This is a genomic window from Streptomyces sp. NPDC007157 (assembly GCF_040634235.1).
Classification (GTDB): Bacteria; Actinomycetota; Actinomycetes; order Streptomycetales; family Streptomycetaceae; genus Streptomyces.
The window spans coordinates 215895-234071 of sequence record NZ_JBEYFE010000010.1 but is presented as its reverse complement, the minus strand read 5'-3'; the positions used below and the strand labels follow the sequence as shown (position 1 = coordinate 234071).

19 protein-coding genes are annotated in these 18177 nt (G+C 72.5%); 10 read left to right on the top strand and 9 right to left on the bottom strand.

Annotation, left to right across the window (positions count from 1 at the left end):
* Positions 1 to 72 precede the first annotated feature (72 nt).
* From nthB to ABZ642_RS20670, 3 genes are read left to right on the top strand one after another with little or no spacing between them, the layout of a single operon-like run.
* On the top strand, positions 73 to 744 hold the full coding sequence (gene nthB / locus ABZ642_RS20680; protein ID WP_360485735.1) for a nitrile hydratase subunit beta: 672 nt from the start codon (positions 73 to 75) through the stop codon (positions 742 to 744).
* Entirely contained in the window at positions 741 to 1337 is a 597-nt protein-coding gene (nthA, locus tag ABZ642_RS20675) for a nitrile hydratase subunit alpha (RefSeq protein WP_360485732.1), read from the top strand. Before nthB ends, nthA begins: the two co-directional genes overlap by 4 nt.
* A complete protein-coding gene (locus ABZ642_RS20670) occupies positions 1334 to 1666 on the top strand; it encodes a nitrile hydratase accessory protein (RefSeq protein ID WP_360485729.1) in 333 nt (110 codons plus the stop codon). The genes nthA and ABZ642_RS20670 overlap by 4 nt, the downstream gene beginning before the upstream one ends.
* On the opposite strand, the gene ABZ642_RS20665 is transcribed toward ABZ642_RS20670, so the two are convergent.
* The 3 genes from ABZ642_RS20665 to ABZ642_RS20655 are packed head-to-tail and all read right to left on the bottom strand — an operon-like array spanning position 1656 to position 5132.
* Positions 1656 to 1895, bottom strand: coding sequence for a DUF397 domain-containing protein (locus ABZ642_RS20665; RefSeq protein ID WP_360485726.1), 240 nt, complete (start codon positions 1893 to 1895; stop codon positions 1656 to 1658). The genes ABZ642_RS20670 and ABZ642_RS20665 overlap by 11 nt on opposite strands.
* Before the next feature lie 26 nt (positions 1896 to 1921).
* Entirely contained in the window at positions 1922 to 4813 is a 2892-nt protein-coding gene (locus ABZ642_RS20660) for a trypsin-like peptidase domain-containing protein (RefSeq protein WP_360485723.1), read from the bottom strand.
* Position 4814: 1 nt separating this feature from the next.
* Positions 4815 to 5132 carry a trypco2 family protein gene (locus ABZ642_RS20655; protein WP_360485720.1) on the bottom strand — a complete coding sequence of 106 codons (318 nt, stop codon included), beginning with the start codon at positions 5130 to 5132 and terminating at the stop codon, positions 4815 to 4817.
* A 237-nt stretch (positions 5133 to 5369) separates the two neighbouring features.
* Between ABZ642_RS20655 and ABZ642_RS20650 the strand changes: the two genes are divergently transcribed.
* On the top strand, positions 5370 to 6908 hold the full coding sequence (locus ABZ642_RS20650) for a subtype B tannase (protein WP_360485986.1): 1539 nt from the start codon (positions 5370 to 5372) through the stop codon (positions 6906 to 6908).
* Here the strand turns inward: ABZ642_RS20650 and ABZ642_RS20645 are convergent.
* From ABZ642_RS20645 to ABZ642_RS20635, 3 genes are all read right to left on the bottom strand, one after another.
* Entirely contained in the window at positions 6856 to 8316 is a 1461-nt protein-coding gene (locus tag ABZ642_RS20645) for a PTS transporter subunit EIIC (protein WP_360485717.1), read from the bottom strand. The two genes, ABZ642_RS20650 and ABZ642_RS20645, sit on opposite strands and share 53 nt — an antisense overlap.
* A 16-nt stretch (positions 8317 to 8332) precedes the next feature.
* Positions 8333 to 9262, bottom strand: a complete 930-nt coding sequence (gene murQ, locus ABZ642_RS20640; protein ID WP_360485714.1) for an N-acetylmuramic acid 6-phosphate etherase — start codon at positions 9260 to 9262, stop codon at positions 8333 to 8335.
* Between the two features lie 134 nt (positions 9263 to 9396).
* Positions 9397 to 10341 (bottom strand): MurR/RpiR family transcriptional regulator, encoded by a 945-nt coding sequence (locus ABZ642_RS20635; RefSeq protein WP_360485712.1) that lies wholly within the window; start codon positions 10339 to 10341, stop codon positions 9397 to 9399.
* A gap of 55 nt (positions 10342 to 10396) precedes the next feature.
* On the opposite strand from ABZ642_RS20635, the gene ABZ642_RS20630 reads away from it, so the two are divergent.
* Positions 10397 to 10780, top strand: coding sequence for a hypothetical protein (locus tag ABZ642_RS20630; protein WP_360485709.1), 384 nt, complete (start codon positions 10397 to 10399; stop codon positions 10778 to 10780).
* A 24-nt stretch (positions 10781 to 10804) separates the two neighbouring features.
* The gene (locus ABZ642_RS20625; protein ID WP_360485706.1) at positions 10805 to 11074 is read left to right on the top strand and encodes a DUF4031 domain-containing protein; all 270 of its coding nucleotides are present in this window, start codon (positions 10805 to 10807) and stop codon (positions 11072 to 11074) included.
* Between the two features lie 6 nt (positions 11075 to 11080).
* Here the strand turns inward: ABZ642_RS20625 and ABZ642_RS20620 are convergent, their stop codons facing one another.
* Both ABZ642_RS20620 and ABZ642_RS20615 read right to left on the bottom strand, forming a co-directional pair.
* Positions 11081 to 12151: a GNAT family N-acetyltransferase gene (locus ABZ642_RS20620; RefSeq protein ID WP_360485703.1), complete on the bottom strand. Its 1071-nt coding sequence runs from the start codon at positions 12149 to 12151 to the stop codon at positions 11081 to 11083.
* 10 nt (positions 12152 to 12161) lie between these two features.
* Positions 12162 to 12827 (bottom strand): hypothetical protein, encoded by a 666-nt coding sequence (locus tag ABZ642_RS20615; RefSeq protein WP_360485700.1) that lies wholly within the window; start codon positions 12825 to 12827, stop codon positions 12162 to 12164.
* A gap of 71 nt (positions 12828 to 12898) precedes the next feature.
* Between ABZ642_RS20615 and ABZ642_RS20610 the strand changes: the two genes are divergently transcribed.
* The 4 genes from ABZ642_RS20610 (at position 12899) to ABZ642_RS20595 (ending at position 15702) form a co-directional block, all read left to right on the top strand.
* Positions 12899 to 13057: a hypothetical protein gene (locus ABZ642_RS20610; protein WP_360485697.1), complete on the top strand. Its 159-nt coding sequence runs from the start codon at positions 12899 to 12901 to the stop codon at positions 13055 to 13057.
* A 171-nt stretch (positions 13058 to 13228) separates the two neighbouring features.
* Positions 13229 to 13921 (top strand): copper homeostasis protein CutC, encoded by a 693-nt coding sequence (locus ABZ642_RS20605; protein WP_360485694.1) that lies wholly within the window; start codon positions 13229 to 13231, stop codon positions 13919 to 13921.
* 150 nt (positions 13922 to 14071) lie between these two features.
* The gene (locus ABZ642_RS20600; RefSeq protein ID WP_360485691.1) at positions 14072 to 14617 is read left to right on the top strand and encodes an XRE family transcriptional regulator; all 546 of its coding nucleotides are present in this window, start codon (positions 14072 to 14074) and stop codon (positions 14615 to 14617) included.
* A gap of 17 nt (positions 14618 to 14634) precedes the next feature.
* The gene (locus tag ABZ642_RS20595; protein WP_360485688.1) at positions 14635 to 15702 is read left to right on the top strand and encodes a beta-eliminating lyase-related protein; all 1068 of its coding nucleotides are present in this window, start codon (positions 14635 to 14637) and stop codon (positions 15700 to 15702) included.
* A gap of 125 nt (positions 15703 to 15827) precedes the next feature.
* On the opposite strand, the gene ABZ642_RS20590 is transcribed toward ABZ642_RS20595, so the two are convergent.
* On the bottom strand, positions 15828 to 17903 hold the full coding sequence (locus tag ABZ642_RS20590; protein ID WP_360485685.1) for a UvrD-helicase domain-containing protein: 2076 nt from the start codon (positions 17901 to 17903) through the stop codon (positions 15828 to 15830).
* Positions 17904 to 18177 lie beyond the last annotated feature (274 nt).

Genomic DNA, 18177 nt, shown 5'->3' with positions numbered 1-18177 from the left:
GGGCCTCCGGCCCGCCTTTCGCATACGATTCAGATGCGTGGTCCGTTATGCGGGCATATGGGGAGTTCTGTCATGGACGGTCTTGCTGATCTGGGCGGCACACCGGGATGGGACCCCGTGCACCCCCCGCCCCCTGACGAACCGGTCTTCGCGGAGCCCTGGCAGCGCCGGACCTTCGCCCTCGCGATCCTCTCCAGCCGTGTCGCGTCCGGCGGCGTCAACACGGACGCCTTCCGGCACGCCCTGGAGCGCCTGGACCGGGCCGCCTACTTCGACGACGGCTACTACGGCCGCTGGCTCAACGGCGGGGAGCTGATGCTCACCGACAGCTCGATCCTGGCGCCCGGCGCCATCGACGCCCGCGCCCGCAACCTGCGCGGCGAACACGTGCCCGAGCCGCCGGTCCCCGAGCCCGCCCGGCCCGACTACGCCCCGACCGCCCCCGGCTCCCTGCGCTCTCTGGACACCGCGCCCGCCTTCGCCGCGGGCGACCGCGTCCGGGCCCGGGCCACATCCGTCCCCGGGCACACCCGGCTGCCGCGCTACGCCCGCGGCCGCACCGGCGTCGTCCAGGCCGTGCGGCCCGCCTCCGTGCTCCCGGACACCAACGCCCATTTCCGGGGCGAGAACCCGCAGTACGTCTACTCGGTGCGGTTCGACTCCCGCGCACTGTGGGGCGCCGACGCCGAACCCTTCGCGATCACCGTGGAGATGTACGAGAGCTATCTGGAGGCCGCCGCATGACCACCGCCGGACCAGAGGAGCGCCTGCCCCCGGCCCTGCGCACCGAGGCGCTGGAGCAACTGCTCACCGAGCGGGGCCTGATCGACCCGAAGGTGATGAACGGGATCATCACCGAGTACGAGACCAACGTCGGCCCGCTCAACGGCGCGAAGGTCGTCGCCAAGGCCTGGACCGACCCGGAGTACCGGCGCCGGCTCCTCGACGACGGCACCGAGGCCATCCGGGAACTCGGCTTCTCGGGGCCGCAGGGCGAGCACATCGTCGTCGTGGAGAACACCCCGACCACCCATCACGTCGTCGTCTGCACGCTCTGCTCGTGCTACCCCTGGCCGGTGCTCGGCCTGCCGCCCGGCTGGTACAAGGACCCCGCCTACCGCGCCCGCGTGGTGAAGGAACCGCGTCGGGTGCTCGCCGAGATGGGCCTCGACCTGGACGACGACGTGCAGATCACCGTCCACGACTCCACCAGCGAGGTCCGCTGGCTGGTCCTGCCCGAACGCCCGGCGGGCACCGAGCACCTCTCCGAGGAGGAACTCGTGCCCCTGGTGTCCCGGGACGCGATGGTCGGCGTGGCCAAGGCGGCGGCACCGTGACCGCGCCGCTGGAGGTCGAGGGCCCGGCCGCGCCACCGCGCTCCAACGGCGAACTGGTCTTCGCCGAGCCCTGGGAGAGCCGTGCGTTCGGCATGGCGGTCAGCCTGTACGAGGCGGGCGCGTTCACCTGGCCGCAGTTCCAGGCCGCCCTGATCGCCAGGATCGCGGCGGCACCGCGCGACGAGCCGTACCGCTACTACCGGTTGTGGCTGGCCGCGCTGGAGGACGTGCTGGTCGGCGTGGACGCGGTGTCGAGGCCCGAGATCGCCGCACGCGCCCAGGCCCTGGCGCGGCGCCCTCCGGGCCACGACCACGGGGTTACTGCTTGACGCCGTCCACGAAGGCGGACCAGGCCTCCGGCCGGAACGTGAGTGACGGGCCGTGGGGGGCGGTTTTGGAGTCTCGGACGGGGATGAGGGCGGGGTGGGCGTGGGTGATTTCGAGGCAGTCGTAGCCGCCCGCGCCATAGCTCGACGTGAGGGTGGCCGGGTCGTCGTCGAGCCTGCCCGTGCGTACCCCCTCGAAGTAGACCAGTGGAGGGGCGTCCTCAAAGTCCATCAGCTCCAGGGCGCCCTTGAGGGCGGTCAGTCCGCGTTCTTATGGCGCGTCATGATGAGCAACTCGGCGACCTGCCGACGGCGTCTGCGACCGAGGGTGGTGTCGTCGATGAGTTCGTCGAGGACTGTCCGCGCTCGCTGCGGGTCGATCCTCGAGAGCCACTGTGCGGCCTCCATGCGGTGGGCGGCCTTCGTCGCGGGGTCCAGGGCGATCTTCGCGTGCAGTGCGGTGGCTGTGTCGTGGTCGGCGTCGTGCAGAAGCCACGCCACCGTGATGCGTTGGCCGATGCCCAAGGTGGTGTCGGCGGCGAGGGTGCGCAGGAGTTCCGCCCGTCCGGGCTTGTCCAGCATGTTCAGCACAAGCACGGCCTGCATCCGCTCTGAGGACAGCGCATCGGCATCGTGAGCGAGGGCGTGCAGTCGTCGGACGGCGGTTGCCGGATCGGTTTCGGTCAGGGCCAGCGCCGCTTTCACCTGGTGCGACGACTTGACGCCCCCTGTCGTGTCCGGGGCGAGGTCGCCGAGGAATCGGGCAGGCCGTTCCGCCGGATCAAGTTCGGCGAACACGCTTGCCGCGAGTGCTCGGGCATAAGCCCAGGCGGTGGGGTCTGCCGCGATTTCCCGGAGGGCTTCCGCGCCGGCCGCCTTGTCGGCGGTGCTCAGTAGCGCGGCCACCTGCAAGCGAGCGAATGCTTCGAGTGACCGGTCACGGGCGAACTGGCTGAGCAGACTCATGCAGTCCTTGACCACGACCGCGGGCAGCCAGGTTCCCGACTGCGCCTGCTTGATCAGGAACTGGGGGCCCTCGGCGCCTGCACGCCCCGAGGTCATCCAGGTCAGGAACTCGGTCTTGAGCGGGTGGTCGTCAGGCGTGATGTCGAGGAGGAAGCCGCCGAACGGGTCGTACTGGGGCGGTGTCCAGCGCTTGCCGAGCCGCCGCGGTGGCCGGGCCGAACGCAGGAATGTCTCCCGGAAGACGACCCGGAGTCTCTCCTCCTCGTCGGTGACATGGCGGGCGGCAAAGTACTCCAGGAAGGTCTGGTGGGTGAAGACCAGGTCGTCCGAGCGCCGGATCAGCAGTCCGGTGCCGGACAGGACCGACTCCAGGAACTCCCGCCAGCGTCTTTCCGGCACCGCCGTCGGCCGTTCGGCGCACTCGTGATCCTGTACGACATCGAGGACGGCCCGGCCTTCGTGTTCGTCGGCGAAGAGCAGCCGGTGGGCCAGGTCGGCGAGGATCGGCCGGAGGTTCTGGACGGTCCGTTCCGCCCCGGCCTCGGCGTCGGAGCCGTACTGCCGCAGGGCGGCCCGGGCCTGTTCCACGGCGCCGGCGGCGTACTGACGCTCGTGCAGCAGGTCCACGAACCCGCGGTAGAGGTCGCCGCGCCCGCGAGGGGGTGGCTCTGCCGGGGCTTTGGCACGGAGCTGGCAGAGCATGGACATCATGAGCGGGACCCGGGCGAGAACGATCAGCCCCATCGCGTGCAGTGTGCCGAGGAACTGCTGTGCGGTCTGCTCGGGTTCGGTGACATCCAGGGCGCGGAACCAGCCGCTCGCGACGCGTTCCAGCTCGTCGGTGCGGAACGGTTCCAGCTCGTAGCAGGGCACCTGCGGATCGAGGATGCCCTGTTCGGCCTCGCGCACGGGGCGGGTGGCCACGACGAACGCGTACTGGTCGCCGGCGTGCGCCACGGTCCTGAGGACGTCCTCCCGGCCGGAGACGCTCGTGATCTCGTCGAGGCCGTCGACCAGCACCAGCCAGCCGTGCCCGGGGGCCGGACGGTCTTCGAAGAAGGTGTCGGGGAGGGGGGACGTGAGGCCGTACCGGTGGAGTTGGGCGTTGACGGTGCCGGCGAGGGCTCTGCTGAGGGGGGTGCCGACCAGGGCGGCGGCGGGCACCAGGACCGGCGCCGGGCCCGGGTCGGCGGTGCCGTCGAGCCACTGTGCGGCGCCGTGGGTGAGGCGGGTGCGCAGCAGGCTGGACTTGCCGCCGCCCGGTCCGCCGACGACCAGACAGACCCCGTCACCGGTCAGGACCTCGTCGGCGGGCCGTGGCGGGGCGGCGGGGAGCAGGACGCTCGCCCTGAGTGCGGCGTTCCCGGTTCTCTCCTCGGCGGGCGAGTTCCGGCTCACGACCTGCTGGCGCACGTAGACGTGGGACAGCGGCGGCATGGTGCCGGGTACGACCCCGGGGTACGGGTGCTCGGTGGCGGCGAGCCGGGCGGCAATCAGATAGCGCTCCAGATCCGTGCCGACCTGGCGCAGCCGGGGACGGCCGTCGCCGTGGCGTTCCAGTACGTCGGCGAAGCCGGGGTCGTCCACGAACGCGCGGGCCGGACACGCGTGCAGCCGGCGGTTCCGGAACGCCTCGTCGTCGTGGATGACGACCCCGACGAGATGGTCCCGGCAGAAGACCGCGCTGCCGGAGGCGCCGGACCAGGCCCTGCCGCCACTCCTGGAATCCGCTTCCGGCGCGGGGCCCTGGTCGAGGACGTACCGGTCCTGGTCGCCGCTGCCCCCGCCCAGTACGGGCAGCTCTCCCCGCAGGTGCTCGACGCGGTACTGCCCGTCGCCGGTCGTCGCGGCCGGGAAGCCGAGCGCGTCGTAGGGGAGCGGGTCGTTGCCGACCGGGCGGCCCCAGCGCACCGCGCCCGGTGCCTCGACGGACTCGTCGAGCAGCAGCAGGGCGACATCGCGGCCGTCGGGGTGGGTCCAGCAGACCTGTGCCGCGCAGCGCCGCGTGTCGTCCTGGGGGTGTCCGACGCGTACGTCGATGCGCGGCCAGGCGGCTCCCGGGTGCTCCTCGACGACGTGCCGGGCGGTCAGCACCAGGCGCGGTGCGATCAGGTACCCGCTGCCGATGCGCCGGTACCCGGTGTCCGCTCCGGCCCTGACCAGGGTGAGGCGTCGGCGGTCCACCTCAGCCCTCGTCGTCCCAGGAGCCGGACCGCGCCCCGCCGATCTCGGGGCTGCCGCCGCCCGTCGCCCGGTCCCTGACCCGGAGCTTCAGCGTCAGCTTGTGCGACCGGGCCGACGAGTGTCCGGCGCCCGCGCCGGCCGTGGCCACCCCGAACTGGAGTTTCCCTTCGCCCTTGACGTCGTCGCGCAGTTCCAGCAGCAACTCCAGCTGGGCTTCCTGGATCTCGAAGGCGAACTGTTCGTGCGTGCCTCGGTCCTGGGCCTCGTACAACTCCTGCCGCAACTCCTCGATGGCTGCGGCCAACCCGATCGTCGTCATGGCAACTCCCCCTGCATGCACGCCTCGTACCCGGAAGTGTGCCCTCACAGTGTCAGGGACCGCTGAAACTGGCCAACTTCTGTGTCCCGGCTGTCTCCCGACCAGGCATTGTTGACAATTTTGGCGGCAACTCATCGGATTCACAGGGAGTCTTAAGCAACCGCTGTTGCACTCGTGCCGCACGAGCCGCCCAGAGAAGAGACGGAAGTGAAGCGAGTGAAGCGCAGAACTGTGGTCATGGGGCTCACCGCGGCCGCCGCGGTTCCGGCGGTCGGGTTCGGTTCCGGGGCCGCGCAGGCCGCGACCCGGGCAGGGAGTACGGACGCCTCCCTGGTCTTCGACCCCAGCACCTACACCGAGCTGACCACCAGCATCACCGACACCGGGGGCACCGCCCACGAGGTGACGTACCACTTCTACAAGGTCAGCAGTTATGTGGCCGTCCCGGTCGACGTCACCTACCAGGGGCTCAACGTCAGCGTTCCGGTGGCGGTCGACGGGACGGCGGTCGACGCCACCGACGCGCCGATCCTGTTCGCCAACTCGGTGGGCGGTTACATGCCCTCCTCGGTGGCCGACGCGACCGGTATCGGGGCCGGTGGGGGTGCGGGCGGTCCCGGGGGACCCGGCGGGCCGGGCGGACCTGGCGGGCCCGGGGGCGGGGACAGCGGGCCGAACCGTACGCTGCTGGCGCTGCTCGCCGGGTACGTGGTGGTCGAGCCGGGTGCCCGCGGTCGTACCCTCGTCGACTCGTCCGGTGTCTACTACGGCACCGCGCCCGCGGCCATCGTCGACCTCAAGGCGGCCGTGCGGTACGTGAAGTTCAACCGGGGGCGGATACCGGGGAACGTGGAGCGGATCGTCTCGTCCGGCACGAGTGCCGGTGGCGCCCTCTCCGCGCTGCTCGGTGCCTCCGGCGACAGCCCGCTCTACGCCAAGGACCTGGCGGCACTGGGCGCGGCCGACGCGAGCGACGCGGTCTTCGCGAGCGGTGACTGGTGCCCGATCACCGACCTGGAGCACGCCGACGCGTCCTACGAGTGGTGCTGGGGCGGCAACCCGCTCGCCGACGGTTCGACCGTCGACGCGACGATCTCCGCCGACCTGAAGGCGGAGTTCACCGACTACCTGGCCGCGCTGCGGCTCGCCGCACCCGGGTTCGGGCGGCTGACCGACCGCAACCTGGACGAGTACCTGGTGAAGACCCACCTGGAGCCGTCCGCCACCAGCTACCTCGCCGCCCTCTCGGACCCGGACCGCGCCACCTACCTGGCCGCCAACACCTTCATCGGCTGGGACGGCACGAACGCCACCTTCTCCTGGGCGGACTTCCTCACCCATGTCGGCGCCCGGAAGAAGGGCGCGCCGTCGTTCGACGCCTTCGACCTGTCGACGCCCGAGTGCAACGAGTTCGGCACCGGCACCACCGCGGCCCGCCACTTCACCCTCTACAGCCTGCGGCACGCGGAGGGTGCGAGCGCCCGCCTCGATGGCGACATCCCCGAGCGGCTGCACCAGATGAACCCGATGTTCCACCTGGTGGAGCAGGTGAACCCGAACCGGGCCAGGCACTGGTGGATCCGGCTCGGCACGAAGGACAGCGACACCTCGCTGACCGTCTCCGCGAACCTCGCCGCCCGGCTGAAGAACCTCGGCGACGACGTGGACATCAAGTACTACTGGGACGCCGGGCACGGCGCCGACAACGACCCCGGGGACTTCATCACGTGGATCGCGCAGGTGTCGGGTCACCGGCCGGCGAGCCGGCGGCGCTGAAACTCACGTAGGTGGCCAGGAAGCCGACGACGTAGCCGGTCAGCAGGCCGCCCGCGTAGACCGCCGCCGCCAGGGCCGGCCCCCTGTTCCCCGTCAGCAGGGGGAACAGGGCCCAGCCCGAGGGGCCGATGGCGGTGGCGCCCACCCGGTCACCGAGTACGGCGAAGAACCCGACGAACGCCCCGCCCGCCGCGCCGCCCGCGCAGGCGGTGAGGAAGGGCCGCCCGAGGGGGAGGGAGACGCCGTAGATCAGGGGTTCGCCGACACCGAGCAGGCCGGCCGGGAGGGCGGACTTGATGGTCGTACGCAGTGAGGTGTCGTGGCGGAGGCGGATGTAGACGGCCAGCGCGGCACCCACCTGTCCGGCACCGGCCATGGCCAGCAGCGGGAGCAGGACGGTGTAGCCCTGCTGCTGGATGAGGGTGGTGTGGATGGGGATCAGGGCCTGGTGGAGCCCCAGCATCACGAGGGGGAGGAAGAGGCCGCCGAGGACCAGCCCGGCGAGGGGGCCGGTGGTGGCGAGGAGCCGGTCGGCGGCGGTGCCGATGGCGGAGGAGACGACTCCGGCGGCGTACATCAGGCCGTACAGGGTGGCCAGTCCGGCGACGAGGACGGTGACGGTGGGGGTGAGGAGGACGTCGAGGGCGTCGGGGACGCGGCCCCGGCACCAGCGTTCGACGTACACGGCGAGCAGGGCGGCGGCCAGTGCGCCCAGCACCCCGCCCTGCCCCGGCGCGAGCGCCACCCCGAAGGCGGTCACCTTCGCGACGCCCGGGTAGACCACGATCGCCGCGACCGCACCGCCGAGTACGGGCGTCCCGCCGAACACCTTCGCCGTGTTGTAGCCGACGAAGACGCTGATCAGGGCCATGAAGCCGGAGGCGATGGCGGCGAGGGCGGGGGTGAGCCAGGGCAGCAGCCCGGCGTTGACGAGGAGCCCGTTGAGGCCGGCCAGCACCCCGCAGCCGATCAGGGCGGGGATGAGCGGCACGAAGACGTCGGCGATGCGGCGCAGGGCGGTCTTGAGGGGGGTCGCGTTGCGCCGGGCACGGGCGGCACGCAACTCGGCTCCACGGGCGGCGAGCTGTTCGGCCGCCGCGGTCGTCGGGGTCGGGGTCGCGGCCAGGGCCGGGGTCGGGGTTGTGGTCGGAGTCGTGGTCAGCAGCTGCTGGAACTCGGCGGTCACCGTCACCACCACCCCAGGCCCCAGCACCACCTGGAGGCTGTCCCCGTCGGACACCACCCCCAGCACCCCGGGCACCGCCCGCAGCGTCTCGTCGTCGACCCGCTCACGGTCGGCGATCCCCAGCCGCAGCCGGGTCATGCAGTGGGCGACGGAGGTGACGTTCGCGGGGCCGCCGACGAGGGGCAGCAGGGCGGCGGCGGTGTCGTACGGCGATCTCTGCACACCCCGAGCGTGCGGGTCAGCCGGCCGCCGTGGCGAGCGCGGCGCGCAGACGGCCGCCGGACTCCTCCAGAAGGCGGGTGGCGGTGGGCCCGTCGACACCGGCCAGGATCACCAGGATGGCGTTCTTCACCTCGCCGTGGGTCGCGGTGAGGGCCTGCTCGATCTCCTCGTCCCCGGCGCCGGTCGCGAGGGCCACGATCCGTCTGGACCTCGCGCGCAGCTTCTCGTTCGAGGCCCGGACGTCGACCATCAGGTTCCCGTAGGTCTTGCCGAGCCGGATCATCGTGATCGTCGACAGCATGTTGAGGACCAGCTTCTGGGCGGTGCCGGCCTTCAGGCGGGTGGAGCCGGTGAGCAGTTCGGGGCCGACGACCACCTCGATGCCGTGTTCGGCGGCGGCCGCGAGCGCGCTGCCCGCGTTGCAGGAGAGGCCGACGGTCAGGGCGCCGAGGGCGCGGGCGTGCTCGACGGCGCCGACGGCGTAGGGGGTGCGGCCGGAGGCGGAGACACCGACGACCGAGTCGAGGGCGTCGATCCCGAGGGCGTCGAGGTCCTTCCGGGCCAGCTCGGCCGAGTCCTCGGCGCCCTCCACGGACGTGACCATGGCCTCGGGCCCACCCGCGATGACACCGACGACCTGACCGGGAGCGGTGTTGAAGGTGGGCGGGCACTCGGAGGCGTCGAGCACCCCCAGCCGCCCGGCGGTACCGGCACCGGCGTAGACGAGCCGCCCGCCCTGGGCCATCCGGGCGGCGACGGCGTCGACGGCCCCGGAGATCTCCGGCAGCCGCAGCGCCACAGCGGCGGCGACCCCGGCGTCCTCGCCGTTCATGAGCCGCGCGATGTCGAGGGTCGCAAGCGTGTCGATCTCGGAAAGCTCGGGCCGGAACGCCTCGGTGGTGAGCGTTTCGAGTTCGGTGCGCAGAGCGCGGTGTTCGGTGGTCATGGAGAACGGTTCTTTCTGACTCGGTCGAGTGCACCCACCAGGGGCGCGGGGCCGTATCGACATGCGGCTCCGCCGCGTGGGCGCGACGAGCCGCAACGCAGCCGCAGCCGCCGTACCTTGCGCACCCCTGCGATCTAACGCGGCACATTCCGGTGCCGATGAGCCAACGCCTCGTAAGACGCCGCCAACGCCGGAGCCGCCGCCTCGTACGTCCGCTGCGCGACACCCACGAACAGACAGTCCACCACCAGCAACTGACTGGTCCGCGAGGACATCGCGGCCGGCCGCAGCTCGCTCTCCCGCGCGGTCGAGGTCGTCAGCACATGGTCGGCGTACTGCGTCACCGAGGAATCCGGCCGTCCGGTGATGGCGACGGTCGTGGCCCCGCGCTCGAACGCGACCCGCAACGGCTCTATGACATCTCCGGTGGACCCGGAGTGCGTGATGGCGATGGCCACGTCACCCGCCCGCAACTGCACCGCGTTGGTGACCGCCAGATGCGGATCGCTGTGCGCGTGCGCTATCAGCCCTATCCGCAGCAGCTTCTGCGTGAGGTCCTGGGCGACCAGCCCGGACGCCCCGATGCCGTAGACGTCGGTCCGCCGGGCCCCGGCGAGCGCGCTCACCGCGGCCCCCAGCTGCACGGTGTCCAGGCCGGCGGCCGTGTCCGCGAGGGTCTGCTGCTCGTCGTAGGCGAGTTTCGCGACGACGTCGGCGATCGGGTCGTCGACGGCTATGTCGGTGGTGATCGCGGGCGCCCGCCCCGACTGCTGGTGCGCGGCGAGCCCGGCGAGGGCGAGCCGCAGATCGCGGTAGCCGGGGTAACCGAGCAGCCGGGCGGTGCGTACGACGGTCGCCTCGCTGGTGCCGGTGCGCTCCGCGAGTCCGGTGACCGTGAGGGCCGCGCAGCCGGCGGGGTCGCCCGCGACGGCTTCGGCGACCCGCTGCATGGAGCGGGTCATGGAGGGGGCGAGCGTACGCACCTTGGCCGCGAGGGCGGCCGGAGCAGGCGGTGCGCTCCCCGGGGCCGGGGTCCCGCCCGGGCGGTTGCCGAAAATTTCCTTCACGTTCTCGGTCACCTCTGAAAGATATTTTCGTTGCGGGTGCCCGGTCAAGACCGCGCACAATAGGACCATGGACCCCGTAAGCCCCCTGGAACAGGCGCTGCACGCAGCCCGCGCCCTGGTGCTCGCCGACCTGGTCGCGGGCGAGGTCGCCGAGGCGGACGTCGTCTCACTGGTCGAGGACTCCGTCGTACAGCGCCGCTGGTGGGTCGAGCAGTGGCCGGACGGGGCCGGGTACGTGGCGGGGCTGGTCGCCCAGGACGTACAGGACGCGCTGCTGGAGCGGTACGGCCGCTGGCCGCTGTGTCCGGTGTGCGGCACCGGCGACCCGCACGCCCTGGACGTCGAACCGGAACTCGGCCCGGACCCGCACTGGGTGTGCCACAAGGCGGGCGTGAAGGTCGCCTCCGTCGGCTCCCTGGGCCGGGCGACGGGCGGGATGGCGTCCTCGTGACGGTGCTCTCGTGAAGGTGCTCTCATGACGGTGTACATCGACCCGCCGACCTGGCCGGGCCACGGCCGCATGTGGTCCCACCTGGTCAGCGACGTCTCCTACGCCGAACTGCACGTCTTCGCCGAGGCGTTGGGCGTACCCCGGCGCGGCTTCGAACGCGACCACTACGACCTCCCGTCCCACCGCTACGCGGACGCGGTACGGGCGGGTGCGGTGGAGGTCAGCAGCCGCGAGGTGGTACGGCTGCTGCACGGGGCGGGGCTGCGCAGACGCAAGAGCGACATGCCCCGGTGACCGGCCTCACCGACCCCGCAGTTCGAAGGCCAGCCCCTCCCCGTCCTCGCTCACCTTGGTGAAGCCGGCGCGGGTGACGACCGCCTGGGAGGGGATGTTGGCGGGCTCGATCGTGGCGAACAGGGAGTTCACGTCGGCGCGGGACAGGGCCCAGTCGGCCAGGGCGCGCAGCGCCTCCGTGGCGTAGCCGTGGCCGCGGGCGGACTCGGTCAGGTCGTAGCCGATCTCCACCCGGCCCTCCTCGTCCGGCGCGGAGTGGAAGCCCATGCCGCCGACCGCGCGGCCGTCCTCCCGGCGGACCAGGGCGAAGACGCCGAACTCCGGCCGGTGCACGCCCCCTTCGTACGCCTTCAGCATGAATCCCGCGGCCTCCCGGGTGCCCTCGTACGGGCCGCCCTCGATCCACGTGAAGCCGCCGCCACCGCCGAGGCGCAGGTCGCGGGCCTCGGCGGGGCGGATGCCGACGAGGTCGAGGCGGTCGGCGGGGATGACCAGGTTGTTGTGCCAGCGCCAGTCGGTGACCGGGGCGCGGCCGGGCAGATCGCCGCGGCCGGTGGCCCACAGCAGGGTCTCCCAGGGCGTCGGGCCGGGCTGGACGTGCGGGAAGAGCAGCGCCAGGACGGATTCGGCGAGTTCGTCGGACGGCCGGTAGGGGACCCCGAGGCCCGCCGCCATGTCGTGCGCGTGGAGCAGCACTTCGGCGACGCCCATCGCGGCGAAGCCGACCCGGTCCGCGCTGCGGAAGGGATACGGGTGGAAGGCGCGGACCTCGCGCGGGGTGGTCCGGACGGTGGCGGCGAGCAGCGCGCCGGTCGTCTCGATGACGTGCAGCAGTCCGGAGTTGTCGGTGCCGTCGTCGAGCTTGAGCTCGAAGGGCACGTACGCGTCCTGGGCGCGTCCGGCCAGATTGGCGGCGTACGCGACGAGGTCGTCGGCGACATGGACCGCCGTCTCGTGGCAGCTCCAGTCCAGGCCCCCTGCCGTCACCTCCGTCCAGTCCCGTGCCACCGTCGGCCGCAGCGCCGCGACACAGCCCGCGACGGCCTCTTCCACCTGATCCCCACCCAATTCACGCATGAGCCGCACCCTAGGACGCCGGATCCTGCGCGGTCGACAGCATTTCCAACTCGGCCGCGAGGTTGTAGCGGGCGGTCGGCTCCCACCGCGCCCGGCCGTGCGGGGTTCTGAACAGCCTTGGCAGGTCGAGCAGTTGGCGGAGGATCGCGGAACGGCCGTCGCGGAAGGCGTCGTTCGGGACGAAGTGGTACTCCTCGCGTACCTCGGCGGTGTAGGCGGCGTACGCGGCGGGTGGGGCGGCGAGGATCGCGAGGTCGGCGTCGCACAGGACCTCGCCGTTGCGGTCGCCGGGGGCCGGGTCGTGGGTGACGGTGAGCCGGACCAGGCGGGCGACCTCGGCGGTCCCGGCGTCGGAGACCCCGGCCTCGGGCAGGGCGCGTTCGGCGAGACGGGCCGAGCGCTCCTCGTTCTCCGACCGGTCCGGCAGGTACACCGCGTCGTGGAACCAGGCGGCGAGCCGCACCAGATCGGGGTCGTCCGCGTACTCCGTGAGTACGTCGACGTGGTCGAGGACCGCCGTGAGGTGGGCCAGGGTGTGGTACCGGCGCTGGGGCTCCTGCCAGCGGTCCAGCAGGGCGGTGGCGTACGGATCGGGGTCGGGGAGGCGCGCGTCGTCGCCCCGCGCCATGAGGAGGGCGCGCCGCCAGCGGACGCGCAGTTCCTGGAGATCGGCCATGCGCCCATTCTCCGCCGGCCCGGGACACCCGGGACCGGGGGCGGCCGCGGTTGCGGGCCTACCTGGACCACGTGGACGACGTGGACGACCCGCTGCACCTGGGCGTGCCGAGCGGGACACGGACACCGGCCCGTTTCATCGGCGACTCGGAGACGCTCGTACGGCTGTGCACGGGGCGGGCGGTCGGCGGGGCGCCGTACGAGCTGACGGGGCGGCGGTGGAGGGGCTGAATCTGTTCGGGTGAGGGGCTGAATCTCTCCGGGTGAGCGGCCGGGGGCGGTCTCGCGGCCGTATACGGACCCCACGTACTCTTTGATTGGACTAGACCTCCTGCGGTCGGCCGGCCGGCTGATCGGCCGGCTGCGTCAGGGGTACACGGGGAACACCACGGAAGGGGCCCTATGAGCACGCGTGCAGTCCTGGAGGTGATCGCCCTCGACGCCGAGGACGCGGTCGCCGCCCAGGCCGGAGGCGCGGACCGCCTCGAACTGGTCACCGACATGGCGGCCGACGGGCTGACCCCGCCGCCCCGGACCTTCACCGCGATCCGGGCCGCCGTCGACATCGACCTGCGCGTGATGCTGAGGCTGGCGGACGGGTTCGCGGCGGGCGACGTCGACCGCCTGGTCGGGGTGGCCGGGGAGCTGCGGGCGGCCGGGGCCGACCAGTTCGTGCTCGGGTTCCTGGGCGCCGAAGGGGATGTGGACCTGGCGGCCGTGGAGCGCGTGGTGGCCGAACTGGCGGGGTGCCGCTGGACCTTCCACCGGGCCATCGACCGCGCCGCCGACCGCGACGCGCTGCGCAAGCAGCTCGCCGACCTTCCGGGCCTGGACACCTACCTCACCGCGGGCGCGGCGACGGGCGTGGACGAGGGCCTGCCCACCCTGCTGGCCGAGGCCCGGCGCCGCGGCGAGCCGGGGTACGGGCAGACGCTCCTGGTGGGGGGCGGCCTGCGCCTCGACCATGTGCCGGGGCTGCGGGACGCGGGGATCGACGCCTTTCACATCGGCGGCGCGGCGCGGCCGGGCGGCTGGGAAGGGCCGGTGTCGGCGCCCGCCGTACGGGAGTGGCGGCGGATGCTGGACGAGGGGTAGGCGCTGCCCTCCCACCCCTGGTGTTCATTTAAATGAACACCAGGTTCGCCATATCGGTATGGCCTGTTATAGTGAACGTATGGTTCACTCAAACGACTTCTGGGTCCGTTGATGGGCCCGCAGCCCGGGCCCGGGACCGGGCGGCAGCCGGTGAGCAGTACATCGGCCGCGGTCGGCGCGAAGATCCGGTTGCGCCGCCAGCAGCGCGGCATGAGCGCCGCGGAGATGGCCCGGCGTGCCGGACTGAGCAAGGCCACCCTGTCCCAGCTGGAGGCCGGCCGGGGCAACCCGACCATCGACACCCTGGACGCCATCGCGATCGCACTGCGCATCCCGATCGCCGACCTGCTCGCACGCGACGCCGACACCGGCCCGGTCTACCGGGCGGGCACCGAGGCCGAACCCGGCGAGGTCACCCGCGAGTTGCTGCGCCGCATCAGCAGCGGCAACAGCCTGGAGATCTGGCGGCTGCGCATCCGGCCCGAGACCGAGCTGGCCGGTGTCCCGCACGCCACCGGCACGATCGAGCACCTGATCATCTCCACCGGACACGTCACCGCCGGACCGGTCGACGCCCCGCACGACCTCGGCCCCGGCGACATGCTCGCCTTCGCCGGCGACGCCCCGCACTTCTACCGCACCGGCGCGGAGGCGGTGGACATCACCGTCGTCTTCGCCTCCCCCATCAGCTCCTGAGAACGGGAACACCCCGCATGACCACCGCCGCCCCCATCGCCACCACCCCGTCCGGCCTGTCCTTCATCAGCGACAACATGGCCGGAGCCTCCCCGCGCATAGCCGCGGCCGTCGCCGACGCGGCCGTGGGGCAGGTCCTGCCCTACGGCAACGACCCCTTCACCGAGCGTGCCCGCCGCAGGCTCGCCGAGATCTTCGAACGGGACGTCGACGTCTTCCCCGTCTCCACCGGATCCGCCGCCAACGGCCTCGCCCTGGCCGCGCTCACCCCGCCGTGGGGCAGCGTCCTCGCCCACCAGGACAGCCACATCCACCACGACGAATGCGGAGCCCCCGAGTTCTTCACCGGCGGCGCCAAGCTCGTCGGACTCCCCGGCCTCGACAGCAAGATCGACCCCGAGGCACTCCGGACGGCGGTGCGCCGCCGCGCCGGCGACGTCCACAGCGTGCAGCCGTCCGTGGTGAGCATCAGCCAGGCCACCGAGAGCGGCAGCGTCCACACCGTCGAGGAGATCCGCCGGCTGTCCTCGATCGCCAGGGGCGCCGGCCTGCGCGTCCACATGGACGGCGCTCGCTTCGCCAACGCCCTGGTCCACCTCGACGCCACCCCGGCCGAGATGACCTGGAAGGCGGGGGTCGACGTCCTGTCCTTCGGTGCCACCAAGAACGGGGCGATGACCGCCGACGCCATCGTCTCCTTCGACCCCGCCCTCGCCACGGAACTGGCCCTCCGGACCAAGCGCGGCGGTCAGCTCACCTCCAAGATGCGCTTCCAGACGGCCCAGCTCGACGCCTACCTCACCGACGACCTGTGGCTGGACAACGCCCGCCGGGCCAACGCCATGGCCGCCCGCCTCGGCGCCGGTCTCAAGGCCGTCCCCGGCGTCGGCCTGCTGGCCGCCCCGCAGGCCAACATCCTCTTCTGCCGCCTGCCCCAGCACGTCACCGACGGGCTCCTCGCCGAGGGTTACGCCTTCTACCACGACCGCTGGGAGCCGGGCATCGTCCGCTTCGTCACCGCCTTCTCCCACGACGCCGACGACATCGACCAGCTCCTCGACGCGGTCCACCGCCACAGCGCCTGAACCCCACGACGGCGTCGAGGACCGGATCGGGTGCGCCCGAACCGGCCCTCGACGCCGTCGCGGCACGCCCGGTGGACGGCACCGCGCCTCCGGGGCGTTCGCCTCGTGCCCCGGGACGGGATACGTCAGGTCAGCTGGGGCGGGAGCGGGGCCGTGTGCGTCACGATCAGGCCGGAGACGGCCCGGGTGAGGGCGACGTAGAGGCGGCGCAGGCCGGTGCGTTCGTCGGGTTCGCCGTCGACGACCGCCTGCGGCTCGTCCAGGACCACGTAGTCGTACTCCAGACCCTTCGCCAGTGACGCCGGGACCAGGGTGAGACGGGTCTCGGCCGTCGTCTCCTCGCCGGGGGCGAGATATCCGATGCCCGCCGCCGTCAGGGCTTCCGCGAGCGCCGCTACCCGCGCGTCCGCCGCGATCAGGCCCGTCGATCCCTCGTGGCGCAGCAACTCCTCGCAGGCCGCCACGGTTTCGGCGGTGCCGGCGATCGAACGCACCGCGAAGAAGCCGGGGTTCTCACGGACCGACGCCACCGGGGTGAGGCCGGGGGCGATGTGCGGGAGAAGCCGGGAGGCGTAGGTGATGACGTCCGTCGGGACGCGGAAACCCGCCGTCAGTTCCTCGATCACGCCGTCCGACTTGCCGAGGTGGGACAGGGCCTCGTCCCAACTCCGGGTCGCCCAGGGCGTGGTGCCCTGCGCCAGGTCGCCGAGGACGGTCGCCGAGCCGGTGGTGCAGCGACGGCCAACCGCGCGGTACTGCATGGGCGACAGGTCCTGTGCCTCGTCCAGGACCACATGGCCGAGGGAGTGCGTCCGCTGGACGAGATCCGTCGTCTCGTCGATCAGCACGGCGTCCGCGGCCGACCACTTGGCCGACTTGACGCTGCGCACCGCCTTCTCCCAGGCGATCGTCTTCTGCTCGTCGGCGGTGAGGATCCCCTCCGCGTGCACGGCGAGGAAGTCCGCGTCCGTGAGCAGGCGCAGCACGAGTTTCGCCGGGTCGACCGGCGGCCAGACCTGTTTGACGGCCGCCTTCACCGCCGCGTTGCGGGCCACCGAGTCCTGCACCCGGTCGTCGGGAGCCTCGCCCGAGCGTTCCATCTGGACCAGCACGGCGTGCGCGATGCGCTGCGGCAGGGCCTCGCGCGCCGCGCCGTACCGGATGCCGCGGGCCAGCAACTCCCTGACGATTTCCTCCAGTTCGTACGCCGGGACGCGCCAGCGCCGGGAGCCGCGGACCACCACCACCGGTTCGCCGGGCATCGTGACGTGCGCGTACACGGCCCTGCGCAGCACCTCCGCCATCCGGGCGTCGCCCTTGATGACCGCGGCGGGGGCGGTGTCGGTGCCGCGCACCTCGACGCCGTTCGCCACCAGGTCGTCCACCGTGGCCTGCTGCACCGTCAGCTCGCCCAGCGCCGGGAGCACCTGCTCGATGTAGTGGAGGAAGGAGCGGTTCGGGCCGATGACCAGGGTGCCGGTGCGGGCGAGGCGCTCCCGGTGGGCGTAGAGGAGGTACGCGACCCGGTGCAGGCCGACGGCGGTCTTTCCGGTCCCCGGCCCTCCCTGCACGCACACGGTTCCGCCGAGCCCGCTGCGCACGATCTCGTCCTGCTCGGGCTGGATGGTCGCGACGATGTCCCGCATCGGGCCCACGCGCGGGCGCTCGATCTCCTGCTGGAGCAGCTTGCTGGTCCGGGCCGCCTCGGCCGGGTCGGACAGGTGCTCGTCCTCGTACGCCGTGATGTCGCCGCGGGTGTATCCGAAGCGGCGGCGCAGCGCGACGTCCATCGGGTCCTTCTTGGACGCGCGGTAGAACGGCTGCGAGACCGGTGCCCGCCAGTCGATGACCATCGGGTCGCCGTCGTGGTCGTGGACGTGCCGGCGCCCGATGTAGAAGCGCTCGCCGTACGCCCCCTCGGCCTGGTCGGCGCCGGGGGCGTGCAGGTAGTCGAGGCGGCCGAAGAAGAGAGGCGTGTCGCTGAGATCGGCCAGCGCCTTGATGCGCTCCTCGATCTGGCGGGCGAGGACCTCGGCGTTGACCCAGTTCGCGGTGACGTCGCTGATGTCCAGCGACTCGACGTCCTCCCGCATGGCCCGCAGAGCGGACCGGGAGCCGGCGAGGTGGGCGCGCTCACGGGAGAGGGGGTCGGTGGCTTCGGCGTGCGGGTCCGTGAGGGGGTCGTGGGCGGGCGTGGACAAGGGGGTGCCTCCGAAGGCCTGCGAGTGGGTGGCGCTCAGGTGTGAGTGGCGCACGGGTGGCGATCAGCCGACCGGTTTCCGTCCGGGCGGCGGCACTCCGGGGACGGAGGCGGGCAAGAGCGGAGATTGTAGTGAGGCGGGGGCGGCGGAGGCCAATGGATTTCCCTCGGCGTGCCGAGGAGGGGCGACGGGACGGGGGCGACCGGGCGGGAGGGCGACCGGGCGGGGGCGACCGGGGCGGGAGGGCGACCGGGCGGGGGTGGGCCGGGCGGGG